This is a genomic window from Flintibacter sp. P01028, from assembly GCF_041925235.1.
Lineage (GTDB): Bacteria > Bacillota > Clostridia > Oscillospirales > Oscillospiraceae > Lawsonibacter > Lawsonibacter aceti.
Genome location: NZ_JBHEVC010000003.1, coordinates 37,084 through 60,083 on the forward strand (window position 1 = coordinate 37,084; position 23,000 = coordinate 60,083).

Below are 23,000 nucleotides of genomic sequence, written 5' to 3' on the forward strand. Positions count from 1 at the left end.
TCCACCTCATTTCAGTCTGCTGGCGGCATTGTTTTCCTTGGCAAACTGCCGCGCTGCTTCCCGCCGTTCCTCACTGTATGGGGCGGTCAGACGGAAAGAGAAGCGGCCTTTCTCAATATCAAACTCCATGCAGCCCGTTTCCGGGTCTGCGTCGGTCTGCTGGCAGATCGCCGGATAACGGCGGCTGTATGCAAGCAGACGCTTCTTCAAGGCGGTGTTGTGGGTGCGGATATGGATAAGGGGGTCTTTCTCGTCAAACCAAATGTCGGTGGTCTTTTCCCGCTTGGTAAGCCCTGTTCTCATAAGCTCTCCTTTCTGCGCCCCTGTTATGCAATAGGGGCATTTTTCGGGTGTTTTCTCCGGCTCTTGACTTGGAGAAAACGGCGTTTTTGACGATAAAAACCGCCCGGACGGGGAATGGTTCGTCAGGGCGGCTGTTATCGCAAGATTTCCGATTTTTCCGGCTCTTGACCGTTAAACATAGATTAACTCATGCATTACGATTTCCTCGGCTATCGCCTTGCAGTTGTTCATCAAACCTACCCATTTCATCGGGTCGGCGGCTTTGAGGGCTTCGGTGGCTCCCGCTTCTCTGGCAAGGCGGGGCATGAGGTAGTCCAGCATATCCCGCGCCGCCCGGTCTGTTTCCGCAAGGTGGGGGTATAGCTTCTCGCTGGCTACAAGGGCGGTATAAAGGCGGTGGCGGTATTGTTCCAGATAGGCTTTCCGCAGCCGCCCGTAGTGGCCGATATGGGGCTTTGGGGTAATGGGGCGGTTCCCGTTATCAATCAATCTTCTCATGCGATTTGTTCTCCTTTCTCGTCGTGCTTCTTCCTGTGGTAGTTCTCCCGCCTTGCAGCAAGGAAGTTCTCATACCGGGCTTGGGCTGCGGGGTTTCCGGCTGCGGCTTCCTCGTACATCTTCTGGCGGGATTTCTTGGTGGCTTCCGAGTGGTAAGCCCGCCGCCTTGCAAGCTCGGCGGCTGCGGCGGGGTCGGTTTCCGCTTGGGCTTTCAGTTCTTGGTAGGCGTTCTTCTTCCGGCTCCGGCTGGCTTCAAGGCGTTCTGTTTCCTCTGGCGTGAGGGGCTGTCCCGCGACTTGCGCGGCGGCAAGCTCTTTGAGCGTCCGGGGCTTGGGCGGCTGCGCTGCTTTCTGCCGTTCATACCATGCCTTGTGCTGGCGGTTTTTCCTCTCGCGGTAAGCGGCAAGGCGTTCTGCTTCCTCCGGCGTGAGGTCGGCTCCGGCCTTTTGCAGCGCGGCAAGCTCCTTTAAGGATTTCGGCTTCGGGGGCTTGGGCGGCTCGGCGGCTTTCCGTTTCTTCCGCCATTCCTTTTGCCATGCCCGGTTATGGGCTAACCGCGCTTCGTCTGCCGCCTGTTCCTCCGGGGTCAGCAAGCCCGCTTTCTTCCTCGCGGTAAACTCCCGCTTCTCTGCCTTGCGCTTTTCCTCCCGCGCTTTGGCAAGCTCCTGTGAACGGGCTTCCTTTGCCGCCTGTTCCTCCTGCTGGCGGCGTTGTTCCTCGGCTTCCATTGGGGTAACGATATGGGCGGGGACTTCAAACGCGCCGATGAAGTTGAGGTAAATATCTATCCGCTGGCGGCGGCTGTTCCCGCGCCCCTCGCCCTCATGGACAACCACTTTCTCGATAAACTCGTTGAGCATGGGCGTTGTCAATTCGGAAAAGTCGGTGTAGCGGCTCACAAGCTCGATAAACTTATCTGTTTTCAGCCTGTCGGCGTTCCAGCTCTCGATTGCTTCCTGCCATTGTGCGATAGCGGCTTCCAGCCCGGTCTGTTCCTCGTCATATTCGGCAAGCAGACGGGTAAAGTGCTTATCGGGTATCTTGCCTGTGGCGTTTCCCTCGTACAGCTTTTTTACAAGCCCGTCCAGCTCCTTATACCGCCGCTGCGCCTTGCTCACTTTCTGCCGGTACTCCTTGACGGCATTTTCTTGGTGCTGGTCGGTGGCTTTCCGCACACGCTCGATAAACTCCGCTTCATTGTGCCGTACATACCAGCTCACGCGCTGGATTGCGGCAAGAATGGCGGCTTCCATTTTCGCGGTGGGGATATAGTGCATGGTGCAGTCGCGGGTAAGCTGGCGGTAGCTGGAACACACAAAAGCGTCGTCCAGATACTTGCCTTGCACAAGGCTGCTGCGGTGGGTCAGCTTCGCGCCGCAGTCGGCGCAGTAGAGAAGCCCGGTCAAGCGGTTTGGGGTGTTCTGCCGCTTGGGGGCGCGGCGTTTTGTTCCCATAAGCCGCTGGACGGTGTTCCATGTTTCCTCGTCCACAATGGCGGGGATTTCCCCGTCAAAAATATACTGTTCCTCCGGCGCGGTCTTGCGGGTGCTTTTGGTCTTGTAGTTCTCGCAGACGGTTTTCCCTAAAACCTTGCGCCCTGTGTACTCCGGGCGTTTGAGGATATAGCTGATAGTTGTTGTTGACCATGCGTAGGGGTCTGTGTACTTCGCCGACCGGACGGGTGCGCCTATCCGCTTCCAATGCTCGGACGGGATAGGGATTTTCTCGGCGCGGAGTGCCCTTGCTATGCTGGCGATACTCTCCCCGGCAACAACGCTGTGGAAGATACGGCGCACAACGGCGGCGGCTTCCTCGTCGATTACCCATTCGCCCTTGTTCTCCTTGGACGCAAGGTAGCCATAGCTGACGCTGCCGGAGCAGCGCAAGCCCTTTTCCATTCTCGACTTGAAAACGGTCTTGATTTTCCGGCTGGTGTCGGCAACATACCACTCGTTTATCACATCTCGGAAAATGGACATTATATCAAAGCCGTTGGCGGTATCAAGGTTGTCATTTGCCGCAATAAAGCGTACATGGTACTCGTCAAAGGTGCGCTTCAAAAGCCCCACTTCGACAACATCACGGCCAATCCTGCTTTGGTCTTTGATAATGACCGTAGCCACATTTCCCGCCCGGATTTCTTCCAGCATAGCGTCCAGCCCCGGACGCTTGAAAGTCGTTCCCCGCACTCCGTCATCGGTGAAGTGCCGGATATTCGTAAAGCCGTTCTTTTGGGCGTAGTCCTCCAAAATGCGCTTTTGGTTTTCTATCGACACGCTTTCCCCGGCTCGCTCATCGTCATGGGAAAGACGCTCGTACAGGGCTGTGATTTTTCCCTTGTCCGGCTGTTTCTTCATGGGGTGTAACCTCCTTTCTTGAGGGTGCGCGCTCCCTTTATCCTTATTGTAAATTACCATTCGGGTCCGTAACAACATACGAGGAATGGAGCTGCATGAGGTTGGGCTTTACAAAGAACCTGGTCTTGCCGCTGCCGGAGCCGCCGATTACCAGGATATTTTTATTCCTGGCATACTTTGGGTTCTTTGGGCGGTTCGACATCATCAGCCGCTCCGTCTGGGTCAGTAGTACGTTATTCTCAAATACGGGGTCTATGTAGGGCTTTATATCTTCGGCAGTTCCCCATCTTGCAGAACCGTACTCCATACCTTTGCGGTATTTCTTTGCGTTTTTCCCTTTGGTGTAGATAATCAGCCGGATTACCACCGCACCGATCAGCCCCACAAGCAGGTCTGCCGGATGGAAACTGGGAGCAATGCTCTCCATAGCCTGAGAAAATCCGCTGCCCAGGTTCAGCAGTTTGCCGGAGAGGTCAGCTCCGGGAGAGAGCCGTACCGTCTGGGCTGCCTTATCGAACAGCCACACAAAGAGCAGATAGGGGAGATTTAAGATCAGCAGCTTTTTCACATTTACCTGTTTCATAGCTCCATCCCCCTGTCCTTGTGTTTGGTGCGGTCCAAAACCTTATCCTTTTTCTGTGCCAGCTCTTTCATGCTGGATAAGAGTTTTCGGATGGAGGGCTTTTTCTCCTGGGAGAGCTGCTTTGCGGAAAACTCCTTAAAAGCCGCCGTCATAACATCGGCGTCCCGGCCTTTGAAGAATACCAGGTACCGGGGCGGCTGCGTGCTGCTGTCTTTTTTCAGGGCAAAATCAATGCCGTACTTCTTAGCGGTGGCAGAAAATGCCCGGATGTTGTCGTTGGTGATCTCCAGGTTAGAAACTCCTGTGTTGTGTTTCATCAGCTCCTTTAGGGTCTGTTTCCCTTTGGGGAGCTGGTGGCTTTTGTTTTTCTGCGCCTCCAAAAACTTCCGCATGGCCTTAGCAAGGACGGAGGCGGTCATTCTGGAAGTGGTGATGGCAAGTGCCATTGTTTTCTGGGTTACTTCTTCCTGCATGGGTTACCTCCTTTCCCCTCCGCCGTACAGGTCATGGTTCACCAGGGAAGTGTAGTAGCTGCTGATGGTGGATGGTGCATTATACAGGGCTGCCAGCAGATATTTCTTGATGTTGCGGACATAGGTGGTATTCTCCTGCATACTGGAAAGCACATATTCGATATGGGAACTGTCCAGTTTCATAAAGCGGGATTTTACCACCTCCGCCGGATAATCGTCTCCGGCAATACGGATGGTCTTTCTTGCGGAACAGACCGTGTCCACGATCAGCTCCACCAGTTCGTCAAGCCGCTCTCTGTCGATCTGGTTATTTTGGACCAGATGGCGGTACTCGATATTTTCCAGGATGATCTCCCGATAAATCTCTCTGGAAGACCTCGTATCCGTTCCCATCCCATCCGCCGCCTGCAGCTCATCCTCATACGGATTTGATTGGATAGGATTTGATACCTCCGTATTTGATAAATCAGTATTTAATCCCTGGTTACTTGATTTCTTAGTATTTAATTGTGCGGGGTTTCCCTGTTCAGGTTCTTCCTGCTTTGGAGTTCCCAGGACTGGACTATCCAAAACTGGATTTTCCTGTTTAGGTTTTCCCTGTCCCGGCTGGGGCGGCTTAGGCTGCTCTAAAATGGTGTACTGAATATCCGTAAGCTGCCCTTTGGCGTTTCGGATACGCTCTCGTATCACATAGCCGTGTTCCTCCAGCTCATTGACGGTTGAGCAAATGCTGTCCACACCGTCCTTGCATATCTTCGCAAGCCCTTTGGTGGTGTAGTCCCAGTCCTCCGGGAGGGAGAGCATGAGGGAGAGAAGCCCCTTTGCTTTGAGGGAGAGTTTCGTGTTCCGCAGATGGTGGTTTGCCATCACGGTATAGTCACGGGTTTTCTCTATGCGGAAAACTGCCATAATCGGACACCTCCTTTCCGTTTTCTAAAAAGGTCGTTTTTCTTATGATTTTTCCTCTGTGCCGTTTCCGTTAGGGCAAGGGGATAAATTCCTCTGTCCGTTATGGTCGGGAGGCATACAGAGAGGAAAAGGGATGATTTTCGCCCCAAAAGAGGGTACTTTTCAGAGGTCACGGTCTTTTGTGTCATAGCGGAGGTTTCCCGCAGTCACTTTGGCGTGGTTTCTGATCTTGATAAATCCCCTGTCCTGGTTCTCCCTGGCTTTCTGGTATCCCTGCTCGGTGAGGAACAGCCGCATACGCTCACCTTTGTATCCCATAGGGGACTCATGGGAGAGAACATCGAAGACGATCATGTGGCGGGTGTCAGGGTCAAAACGCTCCAGAGCCATAATGTCATGGCCGGCCAGTTTCTCCGCCCCGGACTTCTGCCTTGCCTCTGCAAGCATTTCCCCGATGGTTCGGGCTTTCCCCGGCAGGCGGTAATTCTTCTGAACATCATTTACCAGAGCCATACACTCCTTGTCAGAGAGCAGACGCAGTTTTGACAAAAGGCTTTCTGCGGTCTGCCGGATTTCCGGGTTTGGGGCATATCGCTTATTCATGGCGATCTCGTTCAGAATGGCTGCCTGGCAGGTGCTTTCTACTTGGTAAACCATTCTCTTTTCATTTTCAGTTAAATTCATGGGATAGGCTCCTTTCTGAAAAATGGGTATAAAAAAACGCCATAGGAAGTTGAGAGCCTATGGCGTTGAGGGACTGTATTCTGTTATATTTCAAGGTTTGACATAAGGCATACTATGCAGTAATATAGACCTATAAGTAGTTGATAATCGTTGGTGGGGAACCAAAGCGATAGACCTTGCCTTGCTAAGAGTTTGCTAATTGGACGGTTTAATCTTAGCAAATTTAAGGTGTTATGGAGTATCACGATATAACAAGCTAATCGTTGAAAAACCTTGATTTTACAAGGGTTATACGGTATCAGAAGTTATGTTAGGCTACCGTGTATGAGGTGGTAAGCCATACTCCTAACAATCGAACCGTTCGAATCCCGGAGCCTTGTAAAATTGAATAAATTCTGTATATGCCCCCGTACCTCACCAGGATAGAGGGTCCGCCTCCTAAACGCCAGCGGTATTTCACCACTTTTCTGTATAATCCATAGCGTGTTGCATTGTCTAGTGCTATGCCGCCCTTTCCAGTGAAATTACAGGCGTTATGCACAAAAGGCAAATATAGTCAACTACATGCCCGTACGCAGTGAAAAAGCGATCATCTCTTTTTGCGGTTTGGAAAAGTAAAATTTTGCAGAAAAAGTCCCTGACCAAATAGCATAGTTCTAGATAGGAGATTCCTATGGGCGGCAACCTCGCCACCGATTGCGGAAGAAAAAACATAAGATTGACTCCTTTCAGTACAGCTTTGGGGAGGAGAGATAGAAATGGACATGAAAAAAGCCACAGGCGCAAACCTATGGCGGTAATACGCTTGGTTTGCCCTTACAGACGTATATAATCCCTTGAATTCGGCATAATATTAAGGGAAACTTCTTTTGAAGAGTTGAATTTTCCCTTGTTTAATGCTAAGATTTAAGGGAACAAGGGAGGGCATAAGGGAATGCGTACATTCAATTACTCCACAATTCGGGAGCAGAAGTGGGACTCGGAGATTCTGGGCCTGGTCGCGGCAATTTATAAAGAAGCCGGAAAGCAGGAACTATATCTGAAACAACGGCCAGAAGAATTGGAGAAACTGGTGGAGATTGCAAAGGTGCAGAGCACTGAGGCATCCAATGCCATTGAGGGCATTGTGACCACAAACACCCGTATCCGGCAGCTTGTAGAGGAGAAAACGACGCCGAGAAACCGGGACGAACAGGAAATCGCTGGTTACCGAGATGCGCTGAACCTTATCCATGAGAACTTCGACGCCATCCCCATCACCCAGAACTACATCCTGCAGCTCCACAAGATCCTCTACAGCCACATGAACAACCCCATGGCCGGCAGGACCAAAAGCGTGCAGAACTACATCAGCGCCACCTATCCCGACGGCCATGTGGAGACCTTGTTCACGCCCTTGGCCCCATACGAAACGCCGGAGGCCCTGGACCGGATCTGCGAGGAGTACAACCGGGTCATCGGAAACATGGAAGTGGAGCCGCTGATCATCATTCCTGTGTTTATTCACGACTTCCTCTGTATTCACCCCTTCAACGACGGAAACGGCAGAATGAGCCGCCTGCTGACCACACTGCTGCTCTACCGCAACGGATTTTATGTGGGAAAATATATCTCGCTGGAGGCCAAAATCGCAAAAAACAAGGATCTCTATTATGATGTCCTGGGTCAGGCGCAGATCGGGTGGCACGAAGGTACCGAAGATGTGGTTCCGTTTATCAAGTATCTGCTGGGAACCATTCTTTCTGCTTACAAAGACTTTGAAGATCGCTTTGCTCTGGTGGAGACTAAACTCCCTGCATTGGAGACCGTGCGCCGGGCCACCATGGAGAAGATCGGCCGGTTTACGAAGCAGGACATCCGGGAACTCTGCCCTTCGCTCAGTATCAGTTCCATTGAGGGTGCACTACGGAAATTGGTGACCGCTGGAGAGCTGAAACGGGAGGGTGCTGGAAAGAATATTTGCTATTACAGATTAAAATGATTCCCTTCATCAGTCCTACACTGCTATCCTGGAGACAGCTGTGTGTGATGTGCTTGGCACACGACCGGTCCTTCAGAGCGGATCTGATGTTGTCCGTGCTCTCCTTGCAGATTTCCGCCAGGCCCCTGGTGGTGTAATTCCAGTCCTCCGGCAAAGACAGCATCATGGAGAGCAGCCCTTTGGATTTCAGGGACAGCCCTGCATTCCGCAGGTGGTGGTTGGACATCATCGTGTAGTCGCGGGTTTTCTCAATGCGAAATACCGCTATGGTATCACCTCCTTTCGGCGCTCTGAAAAAGTGTTGTTTTTGGGGAAAAGGTGGCCTTTATGCCGCCCGGACACCCCGAAGGGGAAAACCTATGGGCGGGGGCCTTTCGGCTGACTGCGAATGAAAAAACATGGGATTTTTGACTCCTTTCGGGTCAGTTCTATCGTGGAAACGAAAACAACAATTTGCAGAAAACAAAAAAAGAAATGATGTAGATAAAAGTGCAACTAAACATTAAAAGAACACCATACGCTAAGAACCTATGGTGCAGCAAAATAGAACATATGTTCTATTTTATTGTTGACATGTCTGGGAAAGTATGATATCCTGAAAGCAAAACAGAAAGTTAAAAAGGAGTATTTTGGATGGTATGAATGAGCCTATTTACGAAATCAGAGATGTTGTTTATGGTTTTGTTCAACTCGATAATCAAGAGTGGGAAATAATCAATCATCCGGTTTATCAGCGGCTCAGAAGAATTAAACAACTTTCCTTAACAGACATGGCCTATCCTGGTGCAGTACATACTCGTTTTGAACATTCTATCGGTGTACTGCAAATGGCTACCGATATTTATAACAGTATTATAAGTAAAGAGCGTGCACGCGCCCTTTTGTCAAGTCAATATCACTTAAATAATGGTGGTATTGATCGATATCGCAAAATAATTCGGTTGGCAGCATTATTACACGACATTGGTCATACTCCCTTTTCGCATACTGGAGAAGATTTGATGCCCGTTAAAGATCAGCAAACCGAGAAACGATACACTCATGAAGAATATAGCATTGCAATTATTAAAAAATACTTTAAAGATCTTATTGAGGAGCATCCGATTAACGCCAATTATCAGATAAAGGTGGAGGAAGTTACAGCTCTTCTTGGAGATTCAACAAAATGTGCATTTGTAGGTATTTTGCTTTTATTCAAAGATGTTATTTCCGGCCAACTAGATGCAGATCGTGCAGATTATCTTTTACGTGATTCTATCCATACAGGCGTTAATTATGGCTTGTACGATAGAAACCGTCTAATAAATTGTATTGATATTGGTATTATACCGGACTCTGACGCGTTAGTCATTGCTATTCAAGATGGTGGCTGGCATATTGCCGAGAGTCTCGTACTAGCTAGATACCAAATGTTTTCTCAAGTGTATTTTCATAAAACTCGTCGGGCATATGATCATCATGTTACCTATGCCGTAAAAGAGATATTGAATAGCGCTTACCCCCAATTTGACGGATGTTATCCAACCCCAGAAAATCTAGACGCCTATGTTGATCTCGATGATTGGTCAATGTACGGAAAACTGAAAGATGGCTACGGTGGTCCACACGGTAATATTATTCTTGAGCGGAAGCATTATAGAAAAATTTATGAGACTAGCCTTTTGCCAACTTCAGAAGAGGAAACAAAATTTGAGGAATTAAAGGCGGAATTAGAAGATAAGCACGCACACTTTTTTGTTGATGAGGCAAAAACAAAATGGTACAAATTAGATAAAGATATTTTGATTTGCGATGAAGAGCATGGTTATGTAAGAGAACTGAGTAGAATTTCTCCCATTGTTCGTCACATGGTTGATGCGCCCAGAATGAAACGTCTTTATGTTGAAAAACAGCGAAGGAGATTATGATGAAAACACAAGAAAGGCTAGCCTTCATTACAGAAATTGCAAAACGCGATACACATAACCTTGGAAAAACAGGGATGATGAAATTCTTATACTTATTGCAAACTATTTACAAGGTTCCTTTAGGTTACGAATTTGAAATTTATACTTATGGTCCTTATTGCCAAACAGTTATGAGTGATATTGAATACGCTGAATTTGCAGACTGTATTCAAGTAAAACCAATTACCTATCCAAGTGGTTTAAGTGGATATTCCATTAATGCAAAACAAACAGATAATAAAGTTTTGGAAAATACTACTGACATTATTCATGAATATAGCAGGCAAATCGATGAAGTAATCGCTTCATTTAGCGAAAAAAGTGCCAAGGAACTTGAGCTTTATTCAACTATCGTTTTTGTGACATCATCTTTTTATCAAAATAGTTGGGGCAAAGAAAAAGACGAGATATGCAAAACTGTAAAGGGTATCAAACCTCATTTCTCTAATGATACTATATGTGAAGCATATGATGATTTGGATACTCATAAATTTTTGGATGCAATCAAAAAATGATTAATTTCTCAAATATTGACTGCTGATAATTCCCACTGTTCTGCCCGCCGCAATTTTACGGCGGGCAGTTTTTATCCTCCATCTCCTCCATCTTCAGCCAATCTTCAAAGAACTTCCTGGAGACGCGGATCATGCTGCCGATGCGGATCGTCTTGAACAACCCGGAGGTTGCGAGTTTATAGGCCGAAGCGCGGCCAATACCGAGAATATCCCCATTTATCATACCTAGGCTCCCTGCGATGCCATTCGCAGGGAGCCATAGCAGTTTATCTGACAAGCTAAAGAACCGCCGTGGTTTTAAACCTACGGCGACCCTTTGGATATTTGCTGATCGATCTTACAGTTCCATTTCCTCCAGCCATTCATCGAACGACTTCTTGGAAATGCGGATCGCCGTGCCGATCCGAACGGTCTTAAAGTGGCCTTCCTTGACCAGAGTATAGGCCGATGTGCGCCCAATGTTGAGCATGGCTGCAATATCTTCCACGGTATAGGTGCGTGCCTCCGGCAACGGACGCTTTTCATGATTTCCCATTGTGTGATCTCCATGATTTGCTCAGTGACAAGGTGATAGAGTGTGATGAAAAGACGTTGTGGGCTAGGTGATTCCTGCTAAGAGTTTGCTAATTGGCCGCCTTAAAAAGCGCGGCAGCACACGGCATTTTGTGCAAATTGCACCACAAAAACCTTGTACCTCAAAATATATTACGAATGAGGAATCACCGTAAATTATGTCCGTTCCGTACGGCATTGGTCACGCCAAACTCCTAAGCGAGAGGTGTACTTTATGAATCTTTTATTCTTTCCTCCTTATCGGTAATCTAACTGAGGGCGAAAAGGATACATGTACTCCATCTGCTCCGCCCTTTTGTTTTATCTAGCTTTCTTATAAAACCCTTGGCTCGCATTCACACATGTTGCTTCCCTATCCACATACACCCTCACATGTATACTTCCCTTCATTTGGAAAACACTAATTCCATGACTGTATTATGGGAGGACGCGGACATGAAATCAGTATGGGAGCAAACTTGGGAGTATACAGACTTTCCCTCATTCGAACGGGATGTAACCACTAATGTACTTATTGGCGGGGGCGTGGCGGGAGTCCTGTGTGCCTACTTTCTGCACCAGGCCGGAATACCCTGTTGGCAGAAGAAAAAATGATTTGCAGCGGCATTACAAAAATACCACCGCCAAGCTGACCATTCACAGACTCATCTACCATAAGCCTATCCAACCTTTGGATTTGACTGGGCACAGCAATACCTTTCTGCCAATGAGGCGGCCCTCCAGAACTACCGGATGCTGTGCCAGGGCATGGACTGTGACTTCGAAGAAAAACCCGCTTATGTCTAACCGGGAAGCGTTAGAGACAGAACTGAGCGTCCTGGAGCAGTTGGGGGCCGGCGCAGAATTTGCTGACCATCTGCCTCTCCTCTTCCTCACGACAGGTGCGGTCATGCTTACAAATCAGGCCCAGTTCCATCCATTGCAATTTTTCTCTGCACTCTCCAAGAGTCTGCACATCTATAAGCACACCCTGGTGCGGGAGCTGATTGGTACCACAGCGGTCACTGACCGGGGCAGAATGCACGCAGAGAAAATCATCGTGTCCCCCCACTTTCCCTGTTTCTTAACAAGCACGGCAGCTATTTTCTGAGGCTATATCAGCACCACTCCTATGTCATGGCTTTGGAACATGCCGCAAATGTAGATGGCATGTATATTGATGAGTCAGAGAATGGCCTCTCCTTCCACAAACACGGAGACCTTCTGCTGGTGAGCGGCGGATGGCATGTGCTACAGGACTTTGCCGCAAAGCGTTACCCAAAGGCCACGGAGAAATACCATTGGGCTACGCAGGATTGTATAAGTCTGGATAGCATTCCTTATATCGGGCCTTACTCTGCTTCCACATCAGGTCTGTATGTGGCAACAGGCTTCAACAAGTGGGGCATGACCACAGCCATAGTCTCTGCTATGATTTTGAGCGACCTAGTCCAGTGCAAAACAAATCCTTATGCGGATGTGTTCTCCCCTTCCCGCTCCATACCCCGCCCCCAGCTGGCCGTCAACGGCTGGGAGGCCATGGTCAGCCTGCTCACCCCCACCACAAGACGCTGCCCCCATCTGGGCTGCGCACTGAAGTGGAACCCCCAGGAACACACTTGGGACTGCCCCTGCCACGGCTCCCGGTTTGCAGAGGACGGCAAGCGCATCGATGGTCCCGCTGCAGGGGATCTGAAACTATGAGATGACAAGCCCATAATTCTGATGGAAATCCCCCGTTTATACCCAGATTTTGGCGTACAAACGGGGGATTCGATTTTATTCCAGCTCAGTATATTTGTCTTTGCGGCCGATGCTCTTCTCGACAGGGTATTTCCGGCTGTTTTTTTCGAGCTTTTTCCTCACAATTTCGTCCAGGTCAAATCCCAGATCATCTGCCAGCATAGCGGCATAGATAAGAACATCCGCCAGTTCCTCCTGCAGCTGTTCGGTCTTGACGCCCACGACCTCCTCATTGCCCTTCCATTGAAATAGTTCCAGCAGTTCCGACGCCTCCAGGGAAATGGAGATTGCCAGGTCTTTGGGGTTGTGAAACTGCCGCCAGTGACGTGCGTCCCGAAAGCGATTGATTTCCTGTATCGTCTCCTGTTTCATGTCCGTCCCACAACCTCCATAAAATGCTCTTTCAATGCGGGATCCTCAAAATAGACCCTAATCCCGCTCATGCCCCTTGTCAGGAGCACATAATAGATCTGCCTCACATATGCGCTGAGTTCTGACAGAGAAAAGCTCTCTTTCGGTGGCGTCCCATTGGTGTCAAAATAGTTCTCCTTGACTGCCGTCACCTTCCCTCCCTGACAGGTCAGGTCCTTCGCGATCACGACACCCACATAGTCCAGGTCCACGCCCTGTATCGCATGGATCGATCCGACCTCATCCTCGCTCCCTGGCAACGCGATCCAGTTTTCATGCGTGTGATTCCATTTCCAACGATGTTCCTCATCCTCCGCCCAGTCAAATTCCGCATAATGCTTATGCCCCGGTTGATAATGGCTTCCCCAGGGACGTGCATATCCGGCCAGTACCCTGCACTGGGCTTTCGGATGATACTGCCGCCGCTCATCCACATAGTCAAACAATTCATGGATGGAATCCACGACGCCAAAATAGGCATTCTCGGATGGATTCTGAAATACACACGGATCAAATGTACGCTCTTTGATCTGCAGGAAGGAACAGATCCCATTGATGTAGTCATCCGCCGTGTAGGTTGCACCCTTGTCCTGAACCCGCACACGGAACTGCTTGGTGAGCATACGCCTTTCCATATGCTTTTCCTGAATGTAATCCTGGAAATCCCGGTATGGAATATCCGATGGACGAATCGCCTGAATGGCGTCATAGAGCAGCACCAGCCGGTCCGTCAGTTCTCCCAGCAGGAACAGCTCATTCTTCCGGGGATCGTTGGGATCAAAGATCCCTGTGGTCACATGATTTTGTTTCGGGCTGTTCCATCGCAGCCGGTGAGCCTCATCCACCAAAAGAATATGGAATCGCTTCTTCTGCCGGATCAACTGATAAGCAGTCCCGACCGTAATGTTTTTCCCAAGCCCATAGGCCCGAAAAATGCTGCGGGCGGTCTTGACCCAGTTTGACTTTACTACCACCCCTACATTCCAATCATGATGTTCACAGAGTCGGGCCGCCAGGTTGGTCAGCACTACGGTCTTCCCCGTCCCCGCCGTCCCTTCGATGAGAAAGCTCCGGGTCCCCTCTTCTATCTCACGGATCAGCTCGGACTGTTCCTCGGACAGTTCCGTAAAGGGAGAATACTTGAACAGAATGCTGTTGCGCAGACCATCCAGTGACCTTTGACGCACCAGTCCGGCTTGGTACAGTTCCTGTTCCCAGAACGGCGTCAGTACCCGTGCCAGCACTTCCTCCCGATTTGGATAATCCACAAATTGATTGCCCTTCGTTCTATTCCGGCGGACTCGTTTTTCCTTTCGCGGCAAACTTTCCTGATCCGCTGTGAGATAAGTAATCAGCAACGCCTCCAGGTCATTTTGGGAATTCCCATTCACATACTGGCCAAAGAGGATCACCACTTTTTCAAACTGCCGGTAGTCTGTCTTGGCTTCCGCCATGTGCTTACTGTGCCGCGTTAAAAACTGGTCTGTTTGTCCCACATAAAACGACCGCCGCCCATAATAGATGTAGATCACACACCCGAATGTCAAAATCTCCCTCTGTTCTTCACTGCAGTGATCGGTGTCCAGCTCCCCCGCCCGCATAGAAAGGTGGATAACCCCATATTTCTTGCCCGCCATTTAAAAACCCATTACCTTTCTCACATGTTCTTTCGTGTTCTGGTCCCGGAACCAAATATGGACGCTGCTCTTAGCTCGGGTAAGCAGCACCCGGTAGGTATTCAGCACCAGTTCCACGATCTCCTGCTCACTGGCCTGACTGCTTCGGATCGCAGTCACAAATGCTGTATCACAGTTTCTGCTCAGATCGATGCGCCAATCGTGGATATCTTCATCCCAGCGGAGGTCGTCCCACCAGATCACACCGACATCGTCAAATTCCAGGCCCTGTGCCGTGTAGATACAGCCTACCTGGTCCAGATATTCCTCTTTTTCCCCTACATACCATCGGTACTGTTCTTCTTTTGGCTGTGGATTCCATGGTTTCTTGAAATCTCCTGCAGCTTGTCTGATATGAATATCCTTTATTCTTGTATCAAAGCTCCACTTCCAGCAGAAGGGCGCATACCATTTCACATGGCGGCCCGCTGACCACAGGTCATGGAGGTATCTGTCCAGATCGTTCAGATCCTCCCAGCAACGCAGCTCCAGCGCAGACTGCCGCTTCAACGGCTGCTTCTGGCGGTCATAAAAGAGCTTATCCAGGTCGGAGACATAGCTGCCCAGGTACCCCGCCCGCTTTTGAGATGCCAAAGAGTAGGTGGCGCAGGAAATGCCGTGCGCCTGGGCAAACTGCCGGAAATGCTCCACCGTCCCCTCCTCTGTCAGACGGATCCGCTGCCGGTCGTCCTGCAGCACCACCACCATATTGGCCTTTTGAAACAGGCTGGTCATCGTGGATTCCAGATGTTCAATCCGATGAGCCTCATCTACAACAACCAGATCCCGTCCCGGCGGGACCGCATCCAGATAGGCGGGCGGCACACCTGAGGCGCCCGCAATGACCAGAGAGAGTGTACGGCTTCTGGGCAGCGCAAAGATGCAGCCGCCCCGGTTCTGCCAGGAAGGGCCGAATTTCTGACAGTAGGCATAAATGGCGTGCAATCCCACCACGGTTTTCCCAGTACCAGGCGGGCCCGAGATGATCATCAGATGCTTGCCGAACTGCGGACTACGGAGCTGATCGATCATACCGCAGATCTTGCGGTTGACCTCGATCTGGTCATCCAGCATGGCTGCGTTTTCTTTTTTCTCCAATACTTTCCTTAAATCCTGAAAGCCGATCTGCCCCAGCACATAGGTGCCGGTAAGAAACTGTTCCACCACCTCTGGCTTCGGCTCGGAAGAGAACAAGCTTCTCAAGTCCGCAGCCAGCAACGCCTCTTCCCCTTTGGTGTAGGTTTCATGCCGCAGTGGCTCATATGCCTGATAACTGCCCTGGAAGAGCTGCTCCTTATCCTTAAAATTATGGAGGAATTGACGGCATCGCACATCCATCTTCCCATCTGCCACATTACTGTGGTTCATCCGCAGATGCTTGGCGTAGGTCAGCGTCTGCTGGACAGGATGGAGCCTTTCCTCAAAACGGTTTTCCGCTCGGGACAGACAGATAGAGACACTGCTCTCCCGCCCTGCCGCATTTTCTTCTATAGCGCTCCACTGCTTGAGTTCGATGATCAGCACCAGCGGCTTTCCCGTTGTTTTCCCTTCCCCCAGGAGCACGGCGTCGATGCGGCTGCCAATTGGGGTCTGATATTCCAAAACCAATGTCAACGCATCCAGTCCTGCCTGATGCAGAACCTTGACCAAAATCGGAATTGAGTTCTCCCAGGATCTGTATTCTGATTCGGAAGGGTTTCCCTGGGATTCTTGTAGATGGTCGGCAATTTCCTTCCCGCTCATCGAATAGAGCACCCCTACGGTGCTGATATAACTTCCATCTGTTCTGTCCATAACACCCCTCCTTCTGACTGGATCGCTGTTTTTTTGATTATATCACGAATGTTTAGTGGATGCACCCCGCATTCTTTCGCAAAACGCTTTTTTCTTTTTTATGGTCAGTTATACGTCTGCGCCTTCGTGGGATATGCAGACCACACTTAGAGTATTTGTTTCGTTTTACAAAGGAAAGCATCGCTCAAATACGGGTCGATTTTGATTGATGAAATGAGTGATGCGTGATATAATGAAAACAACGATTGACCCAGTGAGGTGCTGCATGAGAAACCAAAAACCTCCCTTTGAAATCACGAACCAAATCATTGACTATGTGGCGGAGATCGCCGAGTTGGTGGGCCGTTTGACCTCTTCCCCTCTTCTTTCCACAAACCCTACTCTGCGACGCGCCAACCGCATCCGCACCATCCATGGTTCCTTGGCCATCGAGCAGAACACCCTTTCCTTGGAGCAGGTGACTGCTGTGCTGAATGGCAAGCATGTCCTGGCAGCGCCCAAGGATATTGCCGAAGTCAAAAACGCCTATGAGATTTATGAGCGGCTGGATGAACTTGATCCCTATTCGGTGGATGACCTGCTGACTGCCCATGGCATAATGACCCGGAGATTGGTGGAAGAATCCGGCGTGTTTCGCAGCCGCCCTGTGGGCGTGGTGGACAACGAAGGGCATGTCCTGCATTTTGGCACGCTTCCACAGTATGTCCCCGATCTGGTCATGGAATTGCTGGACTGGGCAAAGACCAGCGGGGTGCACATGCTCATTCGCAGTTGTGTGTTCCACTATGAGCTTGAACTGATCCACCCCTTTGCCGATGGAAATGGGCGTGTGGGGCGGCTGTGGCATACACTGCTGCTTTCGAAATGGAATCCAGCCTTTGCCTGGCTCCCAGTGGAGTCTATCATTCACGACCGCCAGCAGGAATATTATGCGGCCATCAATGCCTCCAATGACGCAGGAGAGTCTACGGTATTTATCGAGTTTATGCTCTCAGCCATCAAAGCATCGCTTGTAGAGGTGATTAACACAAGCAGAGGAATGAGCGATGGTAAGATGGATAAGGTCACACTCCGTTGGAACAAAATTCAGGAGTATCTCAAAACTCACGACTATATCATGAACGCCGATGTTCGAGAATTGTGCGGGGTGTCGGCGGCTACAGCAAATCGAATTTTGGCTGGATTAGTTGTAAATAGTAAACTTATAAAATACCGTAAAAATGGTCATTGGGTATATAAATCATTAATCTAATAGTAACTTACAAAAAGGAGCATAAAATGAAAGATTCACAACGCTTTTTAGAAAGACATCCAAAATTAAATTTATTATTTAGTTTAGTTTTATTCTTAGTGATGGTTGCGGGTAGTTGCATCTTGATTCGTAGTATTTTATCTTGGTTATTCAATACAGCGGAAAAAGCATTCTCTCTTCTTAAAAGTATATCAACCTCTTTTGATGCAGTTGTTATTGTTGCATTAATCACTGGGACGGTATCCCTTGTTAGCGTTATTATAAGTTCTATCGTGTCAAAATTTATTGAGTATAAGAAAAATCGGCAAGACTACTTAGCAAAAAAGCGTGAACAACCGTATGGCGAATTTGTAGAAATGCTTTATAAAGTTCAGCAAAACGGGAAAAAAGAGGGAAGTTATACTCAAGAACAAATGATTGAGGATCTATCTAAATTCTCCAAGCAAATAACTCTTTGGGGATCTTCAAAGGTTGTAAAAAAATGGGTGAAATTTAGAGAAAACGGAACTAAGCCAGATGCTGGTAAAGCTAACCTTTTTTTAATGGAAGACATTATGAATGAAATGAGGAAAGATTTAGGCTTGAAGAAAGTTAAAAAGGGTGATTTATTGGCATTCTTTATTAACGATATAAAAACTGCTATGAAAAGGAAATAAACTATTCGTATATGCGCTTACATCTATATAGGGAACTAAAATGAAAAACAAAAAAACTCCTTCAAATTACTCCTTGGTAATATTTGTTATTTCGTCGATTATAAGTACAGCTGTATCATTATTTGCATTAGAAAACGTCCAGACAGTTACTCGAATACCAACTTGAACAAGAGCGGCTCCCCCGCATTGTAGCTTTAAATTACAAATTGCCCGTGGAGATTGTGAATGTTAATGGAAATTATATAGACTTTTCTTGTATTTCAAATGATGTATACCCCATAAAAATTCCTGTTTATAACGTTGGTGTTGGATTTGCTCAGAATTGCAGTATTGTTTGGGACAAAAAAAGTATAAATGATGAATGTGCTAATATAGTAAATCTTTTGTCGTCTACTATTGCTGTTCATGAGTATGATCAGTCTGAAGTCGATAATGAATCTGGTATGTACTGGGCATCTCAAGATTTTATTTTTTCAATGCTAAACCAGGAATATACCACCGTTAGGTGTCGTAAATACTTTTCTTCAAATGACTGGCTTGGATATGATTATGAATTTGCAGAAATTGACTTAATGTGCGATGATATTCACATTCCATATATATTCCCCGTTTTAAATCAATCCACTCCATCGTATGTAGAAATTTCAGATGGGTTATCAATCCTCCTGTTAGGAATTGCAAATCAAGGAATTTCCGCTCCTAATATCATTTTGTTTTGAAATAAATTATCAAGATTTAATTGGTCTAGAATATTCTCACTCAATTAAAGTCGAATTGCTCTTAAATACTCAAGAAAACACAAATGAAAAATTCTTCGAAGTATCGTTCGAAGTCAATGGAGCAGAATACTGATGAACAGCCGCTTATCTTCCTAAAATTTTTGCCGTTTATAATAAGCGCGAAGCTACCCCAGTTACATACGAAGCCCGGAAAGCCTGTCTACATCAGGCTTTCCGGGCTTCGTTTACATTAGCGGCGTCGCTATACATAGGAGCGGCTGATGCCGCACAGAGACGCGATTTCCCGTTGGGTGCGAGGCGGGCGGTCATCCAGTCCATATCTCAAGGTAATGACAGTGCGCTCTCTGGGTGTCAGGCAGGTATCAACACAGCGGCGGACCCTTACGCAGGCATCCCTGGTATCCAACTCCTCCAGCATATTATCGTCTACGGCGATTACATCCATTAGGGACAGGGAACCGCCCTCTCCCGCAGACTCCAGAGTATCCGCCAGAGAGACCTCGCCCTGGAGCTTGCGTTGGGAGCGGAAGTGCATCAGTATCTCGTTTTCTATACATCGGCTGGCATAGGTCGCCAACTTTACGTTTTTGTCCGCCTTAAATGTAGATATCCCTTTGATAAGCCCGATAGTCCCAATGGAGATCAGATCGTCCTGGTCCCCGGTTTGGGCATAGTATTTTTTCACGATGTGAGCTACCAGGCGAAGGTTGTGTTCCACCAGCAGATTTCGGGCCTCCAGGTCACCCTGGGCGCACCGTTCCAGATATTCCCTCTCCTCCGCCGCTTTTAGTGGACGGGGAAACGAACCTCCACCTCCGGACAGCCGAAGGGTAAAAAAAAGTCCGTTCATCATCAGATAGATCACAGGCGACAGCATAATCGATAACACCTCCGCCCCACTCTATTCCCGCTCTGCCCGTCCCCATTCCCCAAATATCTCTCCTGTTCTGTCGGACAGGCCAAATCTCTCCGAGGATCCCGCCTCCATCTCAGTTCTCCTCCCTTCATACCCTACAAATTCCTGGAGATTTCCTCTCCTTTTTCTCCGTTTTCTTCAAAATTTTTGAAAAATTTCAAGAACTCCTTTACCTGCCCCACTTCTTCTTATATAATTTATAATGTTAAGTTTGTGTAAAATTTTGGAGATGAGGACAGGGTGTCCTCATGGGAGGAAAGAAAATTGGGGATTCGTGATGTCATTGCCCTGCTGGGCGCCCTGGCCATCTTCCTGTTCGGTATGTCAACCATGACTTCCGGCCTGGAAAAACTGACTAGTGGAAAACTTGCTTCCCTTTTGGAGAAGCTGACTGATAATATTTTTAAAGGTGTCCTGCTAGGCGCAGTGGTGGCTGGTATGGTCCACTCCTCCGCGGCTACTACCGTTATGTGCATCGGGTTTGTCAACGCTGGCATTCTTAAGCTGCGGCAGGCTGTCGGCGTCATCATGGGGGCCAACATCGGCACCACCATTACAGCCCAGATCCTGCGGCTGGGCGGCCTATCCGATGAAAATTTGTTTTTGGCTCTCCTGAAGCCTGAGATGCTAGGACCACTGACCGCCTTTGTGGGGATTCTGTTTTTCTCCTTCTTCAACAGCGGCCGCAAAAAAACAGTAGGTCAGATCCTGATCGGCCTTGGGCTGCTGTTCATCGGTATCAAATCCATGGAGAGCGCCCTAGCCCCCTTGACTGAGCTGGAGGCCTTCCAGCAGCTGTTCATCCGCTTCTCCAACCCGGTACTGGGCATCGCTGTGGGTGCGGCTATCACGGCTTTGATCCAGAGCTCCACCGCCTCTGTGGCTATTCTACAGGCCCTTTCCGCCTCCGGCGTGGTCACATTTTCCACCGCCCTGCCAATCATCATGGGCCAGAACATCGGCACCTGCGTCACTGCCATCTTGTCCAGCATCGGCGCCAGCCGGAACGCTAAACGGACCGCTGCCGTCCACCTATACTTCAATGTGATCGGCACCGTGTTCTTCCTGGTGGTGTTGTACGGTCTCAACGCCCTGATAGGACTGCCTTTCTGGCAGGATGTCATGGACTATGGCTCCATCGCGAACCTGCATTCCTTCTTCAATATCGCTTGTACTGCCCTTCTACTGCCTTTTAACCGGCAGTTGGTCAGCCTGGTGGAATGGACGATCCCAGACTCCGGTGCCGCTGATCCGGTAGCCACGGTGTTAGACCCCCGCTTCTTGTCCACTCCGTCAGTAGCTCTGGAACGGGCACGCACCGTGGTCCTCCAAATGGGTGAACTGGCCAAGAACAACTACCATCTGGCGGTGGAGCTTCTGTCCCATTACGATCAAAAGCAGTTGGATCTGCTTAACGAGCAGGAGGAGGCGCTGGACCATATGGAGAGCTCTTTGGACCAATATCTGGTCCAGCTCTCCCGCCACTCCTTAGATGACAAAGGCAGCGACCTAGTATCCGATCTGCTTCACGCCCTGTCTGATTTCGAGCGCATCGGTGATTATGTAGTCAACCTGTCCGAGTCGGCTACCGCGCTGAACGACGCCGCTCTCTCCTTCTCCCCCAAGGCACAGGCCGAGCTTGACTCCCTGTGCGCCGCCGTAGGAGAGGCCCTGAACCAGGTGCTGGAGGCCTACCGTGCCCACGACGCCTACGCCGCCTTCCAGGTAGAGCCTTTGGAGGAAGTGGTGGACCTAATCACCGCCGCTCTGCGGGAGCGCCATGTGGAGCGGCTGAAAACCGGAGAGTGTACGGTAGAGGTGGGCACCCAGTTCCTGGAGCTGCTAACTAACCTGGAGCGCATCTCTGACCATTGCTCCAATGCCGCCGTCCGCGTCATCCACCAAGCGGCCGAGAAAGGCTCCCTAGTCCGTTCGGACATCCACGCCTATCTCCACCAGCTCCACCAGGGCGGATCACCCCAATTTGACCAGCTGTTCGCCCAGGCCACTGAAAAGTACTACCAGCCCATCTCCTGACCTGTTTTCTACATGGCAAGAGCCGCCCGTGAGGGCGGCTCTTGCTTCTATTTCGCGAGGTCCTGGGCAATCAGCAGCCGAACAGCCTCCACCCCAACTTGGATGGCGGAGGAGGTGTCGTGGGACTCCTCCTGATCCAAGCCCGCCTGCTCCCGCTCCTGGTTCCAGATCACATGGAACACAGATCCACACCGCACCCGGCGGCTGGCCGCCACAGCAAAGAGAGCCGCGGACTCCATTTCAGAGGCCAGCACCCCCAGGCGCTTCCATGCCTCCCATTTCTGCTCCAACTCATAGGACACCGGCATCCTGCCTGGAGAATGCTGACCATAGAAGGAGTCCTTACACTGGACCACCCCGGCATGCCAGGGGTAGCCCAAGGTCCGGCACGCCTGAACCAAGGCACAGGTGACCGCAAAGTTAGGGACCGCGGGCCACTCGATGGGGGCGTACTCCCGGCTTGTCCCCTCCATCCGGACAGCACCGGTGGCCACCACCACATCGTTGCTTCGGACAGCCAAATCGATTCCCCCACAGGTCCCCACTCGGACAAAGGTATGGGCACCGATGTTCGCCAGCTCCTCCATCGCAATGGCCGCGGAGGGTCCACCAATGCCGGTAGAACACACCGACACTTTTTCTCCCAACAGGGTACCGGTATAGACCACATATTCCCGGTTGGTCCTTATATGGACAGGCTGGTCAAAACAGCGGGCGATGGACTCACACCGCCCCGGGTCACCCGGAAGAATACAGTATCCCCCCACGTCTCCCGGCCTGCACTGGATATGGAACTGTATGTCCCGCTCCTGCTCATTCATGGGAATGACCTCCTTTTCCTGATATCTGGTTTATTTTAGCATGACTTTCCACTCGAAACAATATATTTGTGGCGGGCACCTAAAAGCCTATCTGTCAATCTTGACCTTTCTGTGGAACTATACTATAATTGGCCTTACTATAATTGTGCTATT

The 23,000-nt window shown here is 49.6% G+C and carries 22 protein-coding genes and 2 pseudogenes; 9 read left to right on the top strand and 15 right to left on the bottom strand.

Annotated features, from left to right (window positions below; genetic code table 11):
- Nucleotides 1-6 precede the first annotated feature (6 nt).
- From ACEVJK_RS06990 to ACEVJK_RS07020, 7 genes and pseudogenes are all read right to left on the bottom strand, one after another.
- Entirely contained in the window at nucleotides 7-303 is a 297-nt protein-coding gene (locus tag ACEVJK_RS06990; protein WP_117534722.1) for a hypothetical protein, read from the bottom strand.
- 171 nt (nucleotides 304-474) lie between these two features.
- Complete coding sequence (locus ACEVJK_RS06995) at nucleotides 475-801, bottom strand: TnpV protein (protein WP_117534721.1); 327 nt, start codon at nucleotides 799-801, stop codon at nucleotides 475-477.
- On the bottom strand, nucleotides 798-3,158 hold the full coding sequence (locus tag ACEVJK_RS07000; protein WP_118043023.1) for a recombinase family protein: 2,361 nt from the start codon (nucleotides 3,156-3,158) through the stop codon (nucleotides 798-800). The genes ACEVJK_RS06995 and ACEVJK_RS07000 overlap by 4 nt, the downstream gene beginning before the upstream one ends.
- Before the next feature lie 49 nt (nucleotides 3,159-3,207).
- Nucleotides 3,208-3,741 (bottom strand): annotated as a pseudogene (locus tag ACEVJK_RS07005) (type IV secretory system conjugative DNA transfer family protein); the annotation flags it as partial.
- Entirely contained in the window at nucleotides 3,738-4,214 is a 477-nt protein-coding gene (locus ACEVJK_RS07010) for a PcfB family protein (RefSeq protein ID WP_105310333.1), read from the bottom strand. The gene ACEVJK_RS07010 and the pseudogene ACEVJK_RS07005, both read right to left, overlap by 4 nt.
- A 3-nt stretch (nucleotides 4,215-4,217) precedes the next feature.
- Nucleotides 4,218-5,123 (bottom strand): DUF6017 domain-containing protein, encoded by a 906-nt coding sequence (locus tag ACEVJK_RS07015; RefSeq protein WP_105310334.1) that lies wholly within the window; start codon nucleotides 5,121-5,123, stop codon nucleotides 4,218-4,220.
- 162 nt (nucleotides 5,124-5,285) lie between these two features.
- Nucleotides 5,286-5,807: a DUF5720 family protein gene (locus ACEVJK_RS07020; protein ID WP_105310335.1), complete on the bottom strand. Its 522-nt coding sequence runs from the start codon at nucleotides 5,805-5,807 to the stop codon at nucleotides 5,286-5,288.
- Nucleotides 5,808-6,741: 934 nt separating this feature from the next.
- Here ACEVJK_RS07020 and ACEVJK_RS07025 point away from each other — a divergent pair.
- On the top strand, nucleotides 6,742-7,788 hold the full coding sequence (locus ACEVJK_RS07025; protein ID WP_374740267.1) for a Fic family protein: 1,047 nt from the start codon (nucleotides 6,742-6,744) through the stop codon (nucleotides 7,786-7,788).
- 25 nt (nucleotides 7,789-7,813) lie between these two features.
- Here the strand turns inward: ACEVJK_RS07025 and ACEVJK_RS07030 are convergent.
- Nucleotides 7,814-8,056, bottom strand: a pseudogene (locus tag ACEVJK_RS07030) (helix-turn-helix domain-containing protein); the annotation flags it as partial.
- Nucleotides 8,057-8,426: 370 nt separating this feature from the next.
- On the opposite strand from ACEVJK_RS07030, the gene ACEVJK_RS07035 reads away from it, so the two are divergent.
- The gene (locus tag ACEVJK_RS07035) at nucleotides 8,427-9,695 is read left to right on the top strand and encodes an HD domain-containing protein (RefSeq protein ID WP_374740268.1); all 1,269 of its coding nucleotides are present in this window, start codon (nucleotides 8,427-8,429) and stop codon (nucleotides 9,693-9,695) included.
- Nucleotides 9,695-10,249, top strand: coding sequence for a hypothetical protein (locus tag ACEVJK_RS07040; protein WP_374740269.1), 555 nt, complete (start codon nucleotides 9,695-9,697; stop codon nucleotides 10,247-10,249). The genes ACEVJK_RS07035 and ACEVJK_RS07040 overlap by 1 nt, the downstream gene beginning before the upstream one ends.
- A gap of 55 nt (nucleotides 10,250-10,304) precedes the next feature.
- On the opposite strand, the gene ACEVJK_RS07045 is transcribed toward ACEVJK_RS07040, so the two are convergent.
- Both ACEVJK_RS07045 and ACEVJK_RS07050 read right to left on the bottom strand, forming a co-directional pair.
- On the bottom strand, nucleotides 10,305-10,472 hold the full coding sequence (locus ACEVJK_RS07045; protein WP_374740270.1) for a helix-turn-helix domain-containing protein: 168 nt from the start codon (nucleotides 10,470-10,472) through the stop codon (nucleotides 10,305-10,307).
- A 114-nt stretch (nucleotides 10,473-10,586) separates the two neighbouring features.
- A complete protein-coding gene (locus ACEVJK_RS07050) occupies nucleotides 10,587-10,784 on the bottom strand; it encodes a helix-turn-helix domain-containing protein (RefSeq protein ID WP_374740271.1) in 198 nt (65 codons plus the stop codon).
- An 816-nt stretch (nucleotides 10,785-11,600) separates the two neighbouring features.
- Here ACEVJK_RS07050 and ACEVJK_RS07055 point away from each other — a divergent pair.
- Entirely contained in the window at nucleotides 11,601-11,912 is a 312-nt protein-coding gene (locus tag ACEVJK_RS07055) for a hypothetical protein (protein WP_374740272.1), read from the top strand.
- A gap of 59 nt (nucleotides 11,913-11,971) precedes the next feature.
- Complete coding sequence (locus ACEVJK_RS07060) at nucleotides 11,972-12,505, top strand: FAD-dependent oxidoreductase (protein WP_374740273.1); 534 nt, start codon at nucleotides 11,972-11,974, stop codon at nucleotides 12,503-12,505.
- 75 nt (nucleotides 12,506-12,580) lie between these two features.
- Here ACEVJK_RS07060 and ACEVJK_RS07065 read toward each other — a convergent pair whose 3' ends face one another.
- The 3 genes from ACEVJK_RS07065 to ACEVJK_RS07075 are packed head-to-tail and all read right to left on the bottom strand — an operon-like array spanning nucleotide 12,581 to nucleotide 16,425.
- A complete protein-coding gene (locus tag ACEVJK_RS07065) occupies nucleotides 12,581-12,916 on the bottom strand; it encodes a nucleotide pyrophosphohydrolase (RefSeq protein WP_240288205.1) in 336 nt (111 codons plus the stop codon).
- Nucleotides 12,913-14,592: a DNA/RNA helicase domain-containing protein gene (locus tag ACEVJK_RS07070; protein ID WP_374740274.1), complete on the bottom strand. Its 1,680-nt coding sequence runs from the start codon at nucleotides 14,590-14,592 to the stop codon at nucleotides 12,913-12,915. Before ACEVJK_RS07070 ends, ACEVJK_RS07065 begins: the two co-directional genes overlap by 4 nt.
- Nucleotides 14,593-16,425 carry a DNA/RNA helicase domain-containing protein gene (locus tag ACEVJK_RS07075; protein ID WP_374740275.1) on the bottom strand — a complete coding sequence of 611 codons (1,833 nt, stop codon included), beginning with the start codon at nucleotides 16,423-16,425 and terminating at the stop codon, nucleotides 14,593-14,595. It abuts the gene before it with no gap.
- Between the two features lie 265 nt (nucleotides 16,426-16,690).
- Between ACEVJK_RS07075 and ACEVJK_RS07080 the strand changes: the two genes are divergently transcribed.
- The 3 genes from ACEVJK_RS07080 (at nucleotide 16,691) to ACEVJK_RS07090 (ending at nucleotide 19,052) form a co-directional block, all read left to right on the top strand.
- Complete coding sequence (locus ACEVJK_RS07080; protein ID WP_374740276.1) at nucleotides 16,691-17,677, top strand: Fic family protein; 987 nt, start codon at nucleotides 16,691-16,693, stop codon at nucleotides 17,675-17,677.
- Between the two features lie 26 nt (nucleotides 17,678-17,703).
- Nucleotides 17,704-18,333, top strand: a complete 630-nt coding sequence (locus ACEVJK_RS07085) for a hypothetical protein (protein ID WP_240288213.1) — start codon at nucleotides 17,704-17,706, stop codon at nucleotides 18,331-18,333.
- A gap of 221 nt (nucleotides 18,334-18,554) precedes the next feature.
- Nucleotides 18,555-19,052, top strand: coding sequence for a hypothetical protein (locus tag ACEVJK_RS07090; protein ID WP_374740277.1), 498 nt, complete (start codon nucleotides 18,555-18,557; stop codon nucleotides 19,050-19,052).
- Between the two features lie 262 nt (nucleotides 19,053-19,314).
- Here the strand turns inward: ACEVJK_RS07090 and ACEVJK_RS07095 are convergent, their stop codons facing one another.
- Nucleotides 19,315-19,950, bottom strand: a complete 636-nt coding sequence (locus ACEVJK_RS07095) for a sigma-70 family RNA polymerase sigma factor (RefSeq protein WP_147571456.1) — start codon at nucleotides 19,948-19,950, stop codon at nucleotides 19,315-19,317.
- A 303-nt stretch (nucleotides 19,951-20,253) separates the two neighbouring features.
- Between ACEVJK_RS07095 and ACEVJK_RS07100 the strand changes: the two genes are divergently transcribed.
- Nucleotides 20,254-22,026, top strand: a complete 1,773-nt coding sequence (locus ACEVJK_RS07100) for a Na/Pi cotransporter family protein (RefSeq protein WP_240288217.1) — start codon at nucleotides 20,254-20,256, stop codon at nucleotides 22,024-22,026.
- Between the two features lie 47 nt (nucleotides 22,027-22,073).
- Here ACEVJK_RS07100 and udp read toward each other — a convergent pair whose 3' ends face one another.
- The gene (gene udp / locus ACEVJK_RS07105) at nucleotides 22,074-22,847 is read right to left on the bottom strand and encodes a uridine phosphorylase (RefSeq protein WP_147571458.1); all 774 of its coding nucleotides are present in this window, start codon (nucleotides 22,845-22,847) and stop codon (nucleotides 22,074-22,076) included.
- Nucleotides 22,848-23,000 lie beyond the last annotated feature (153 nt).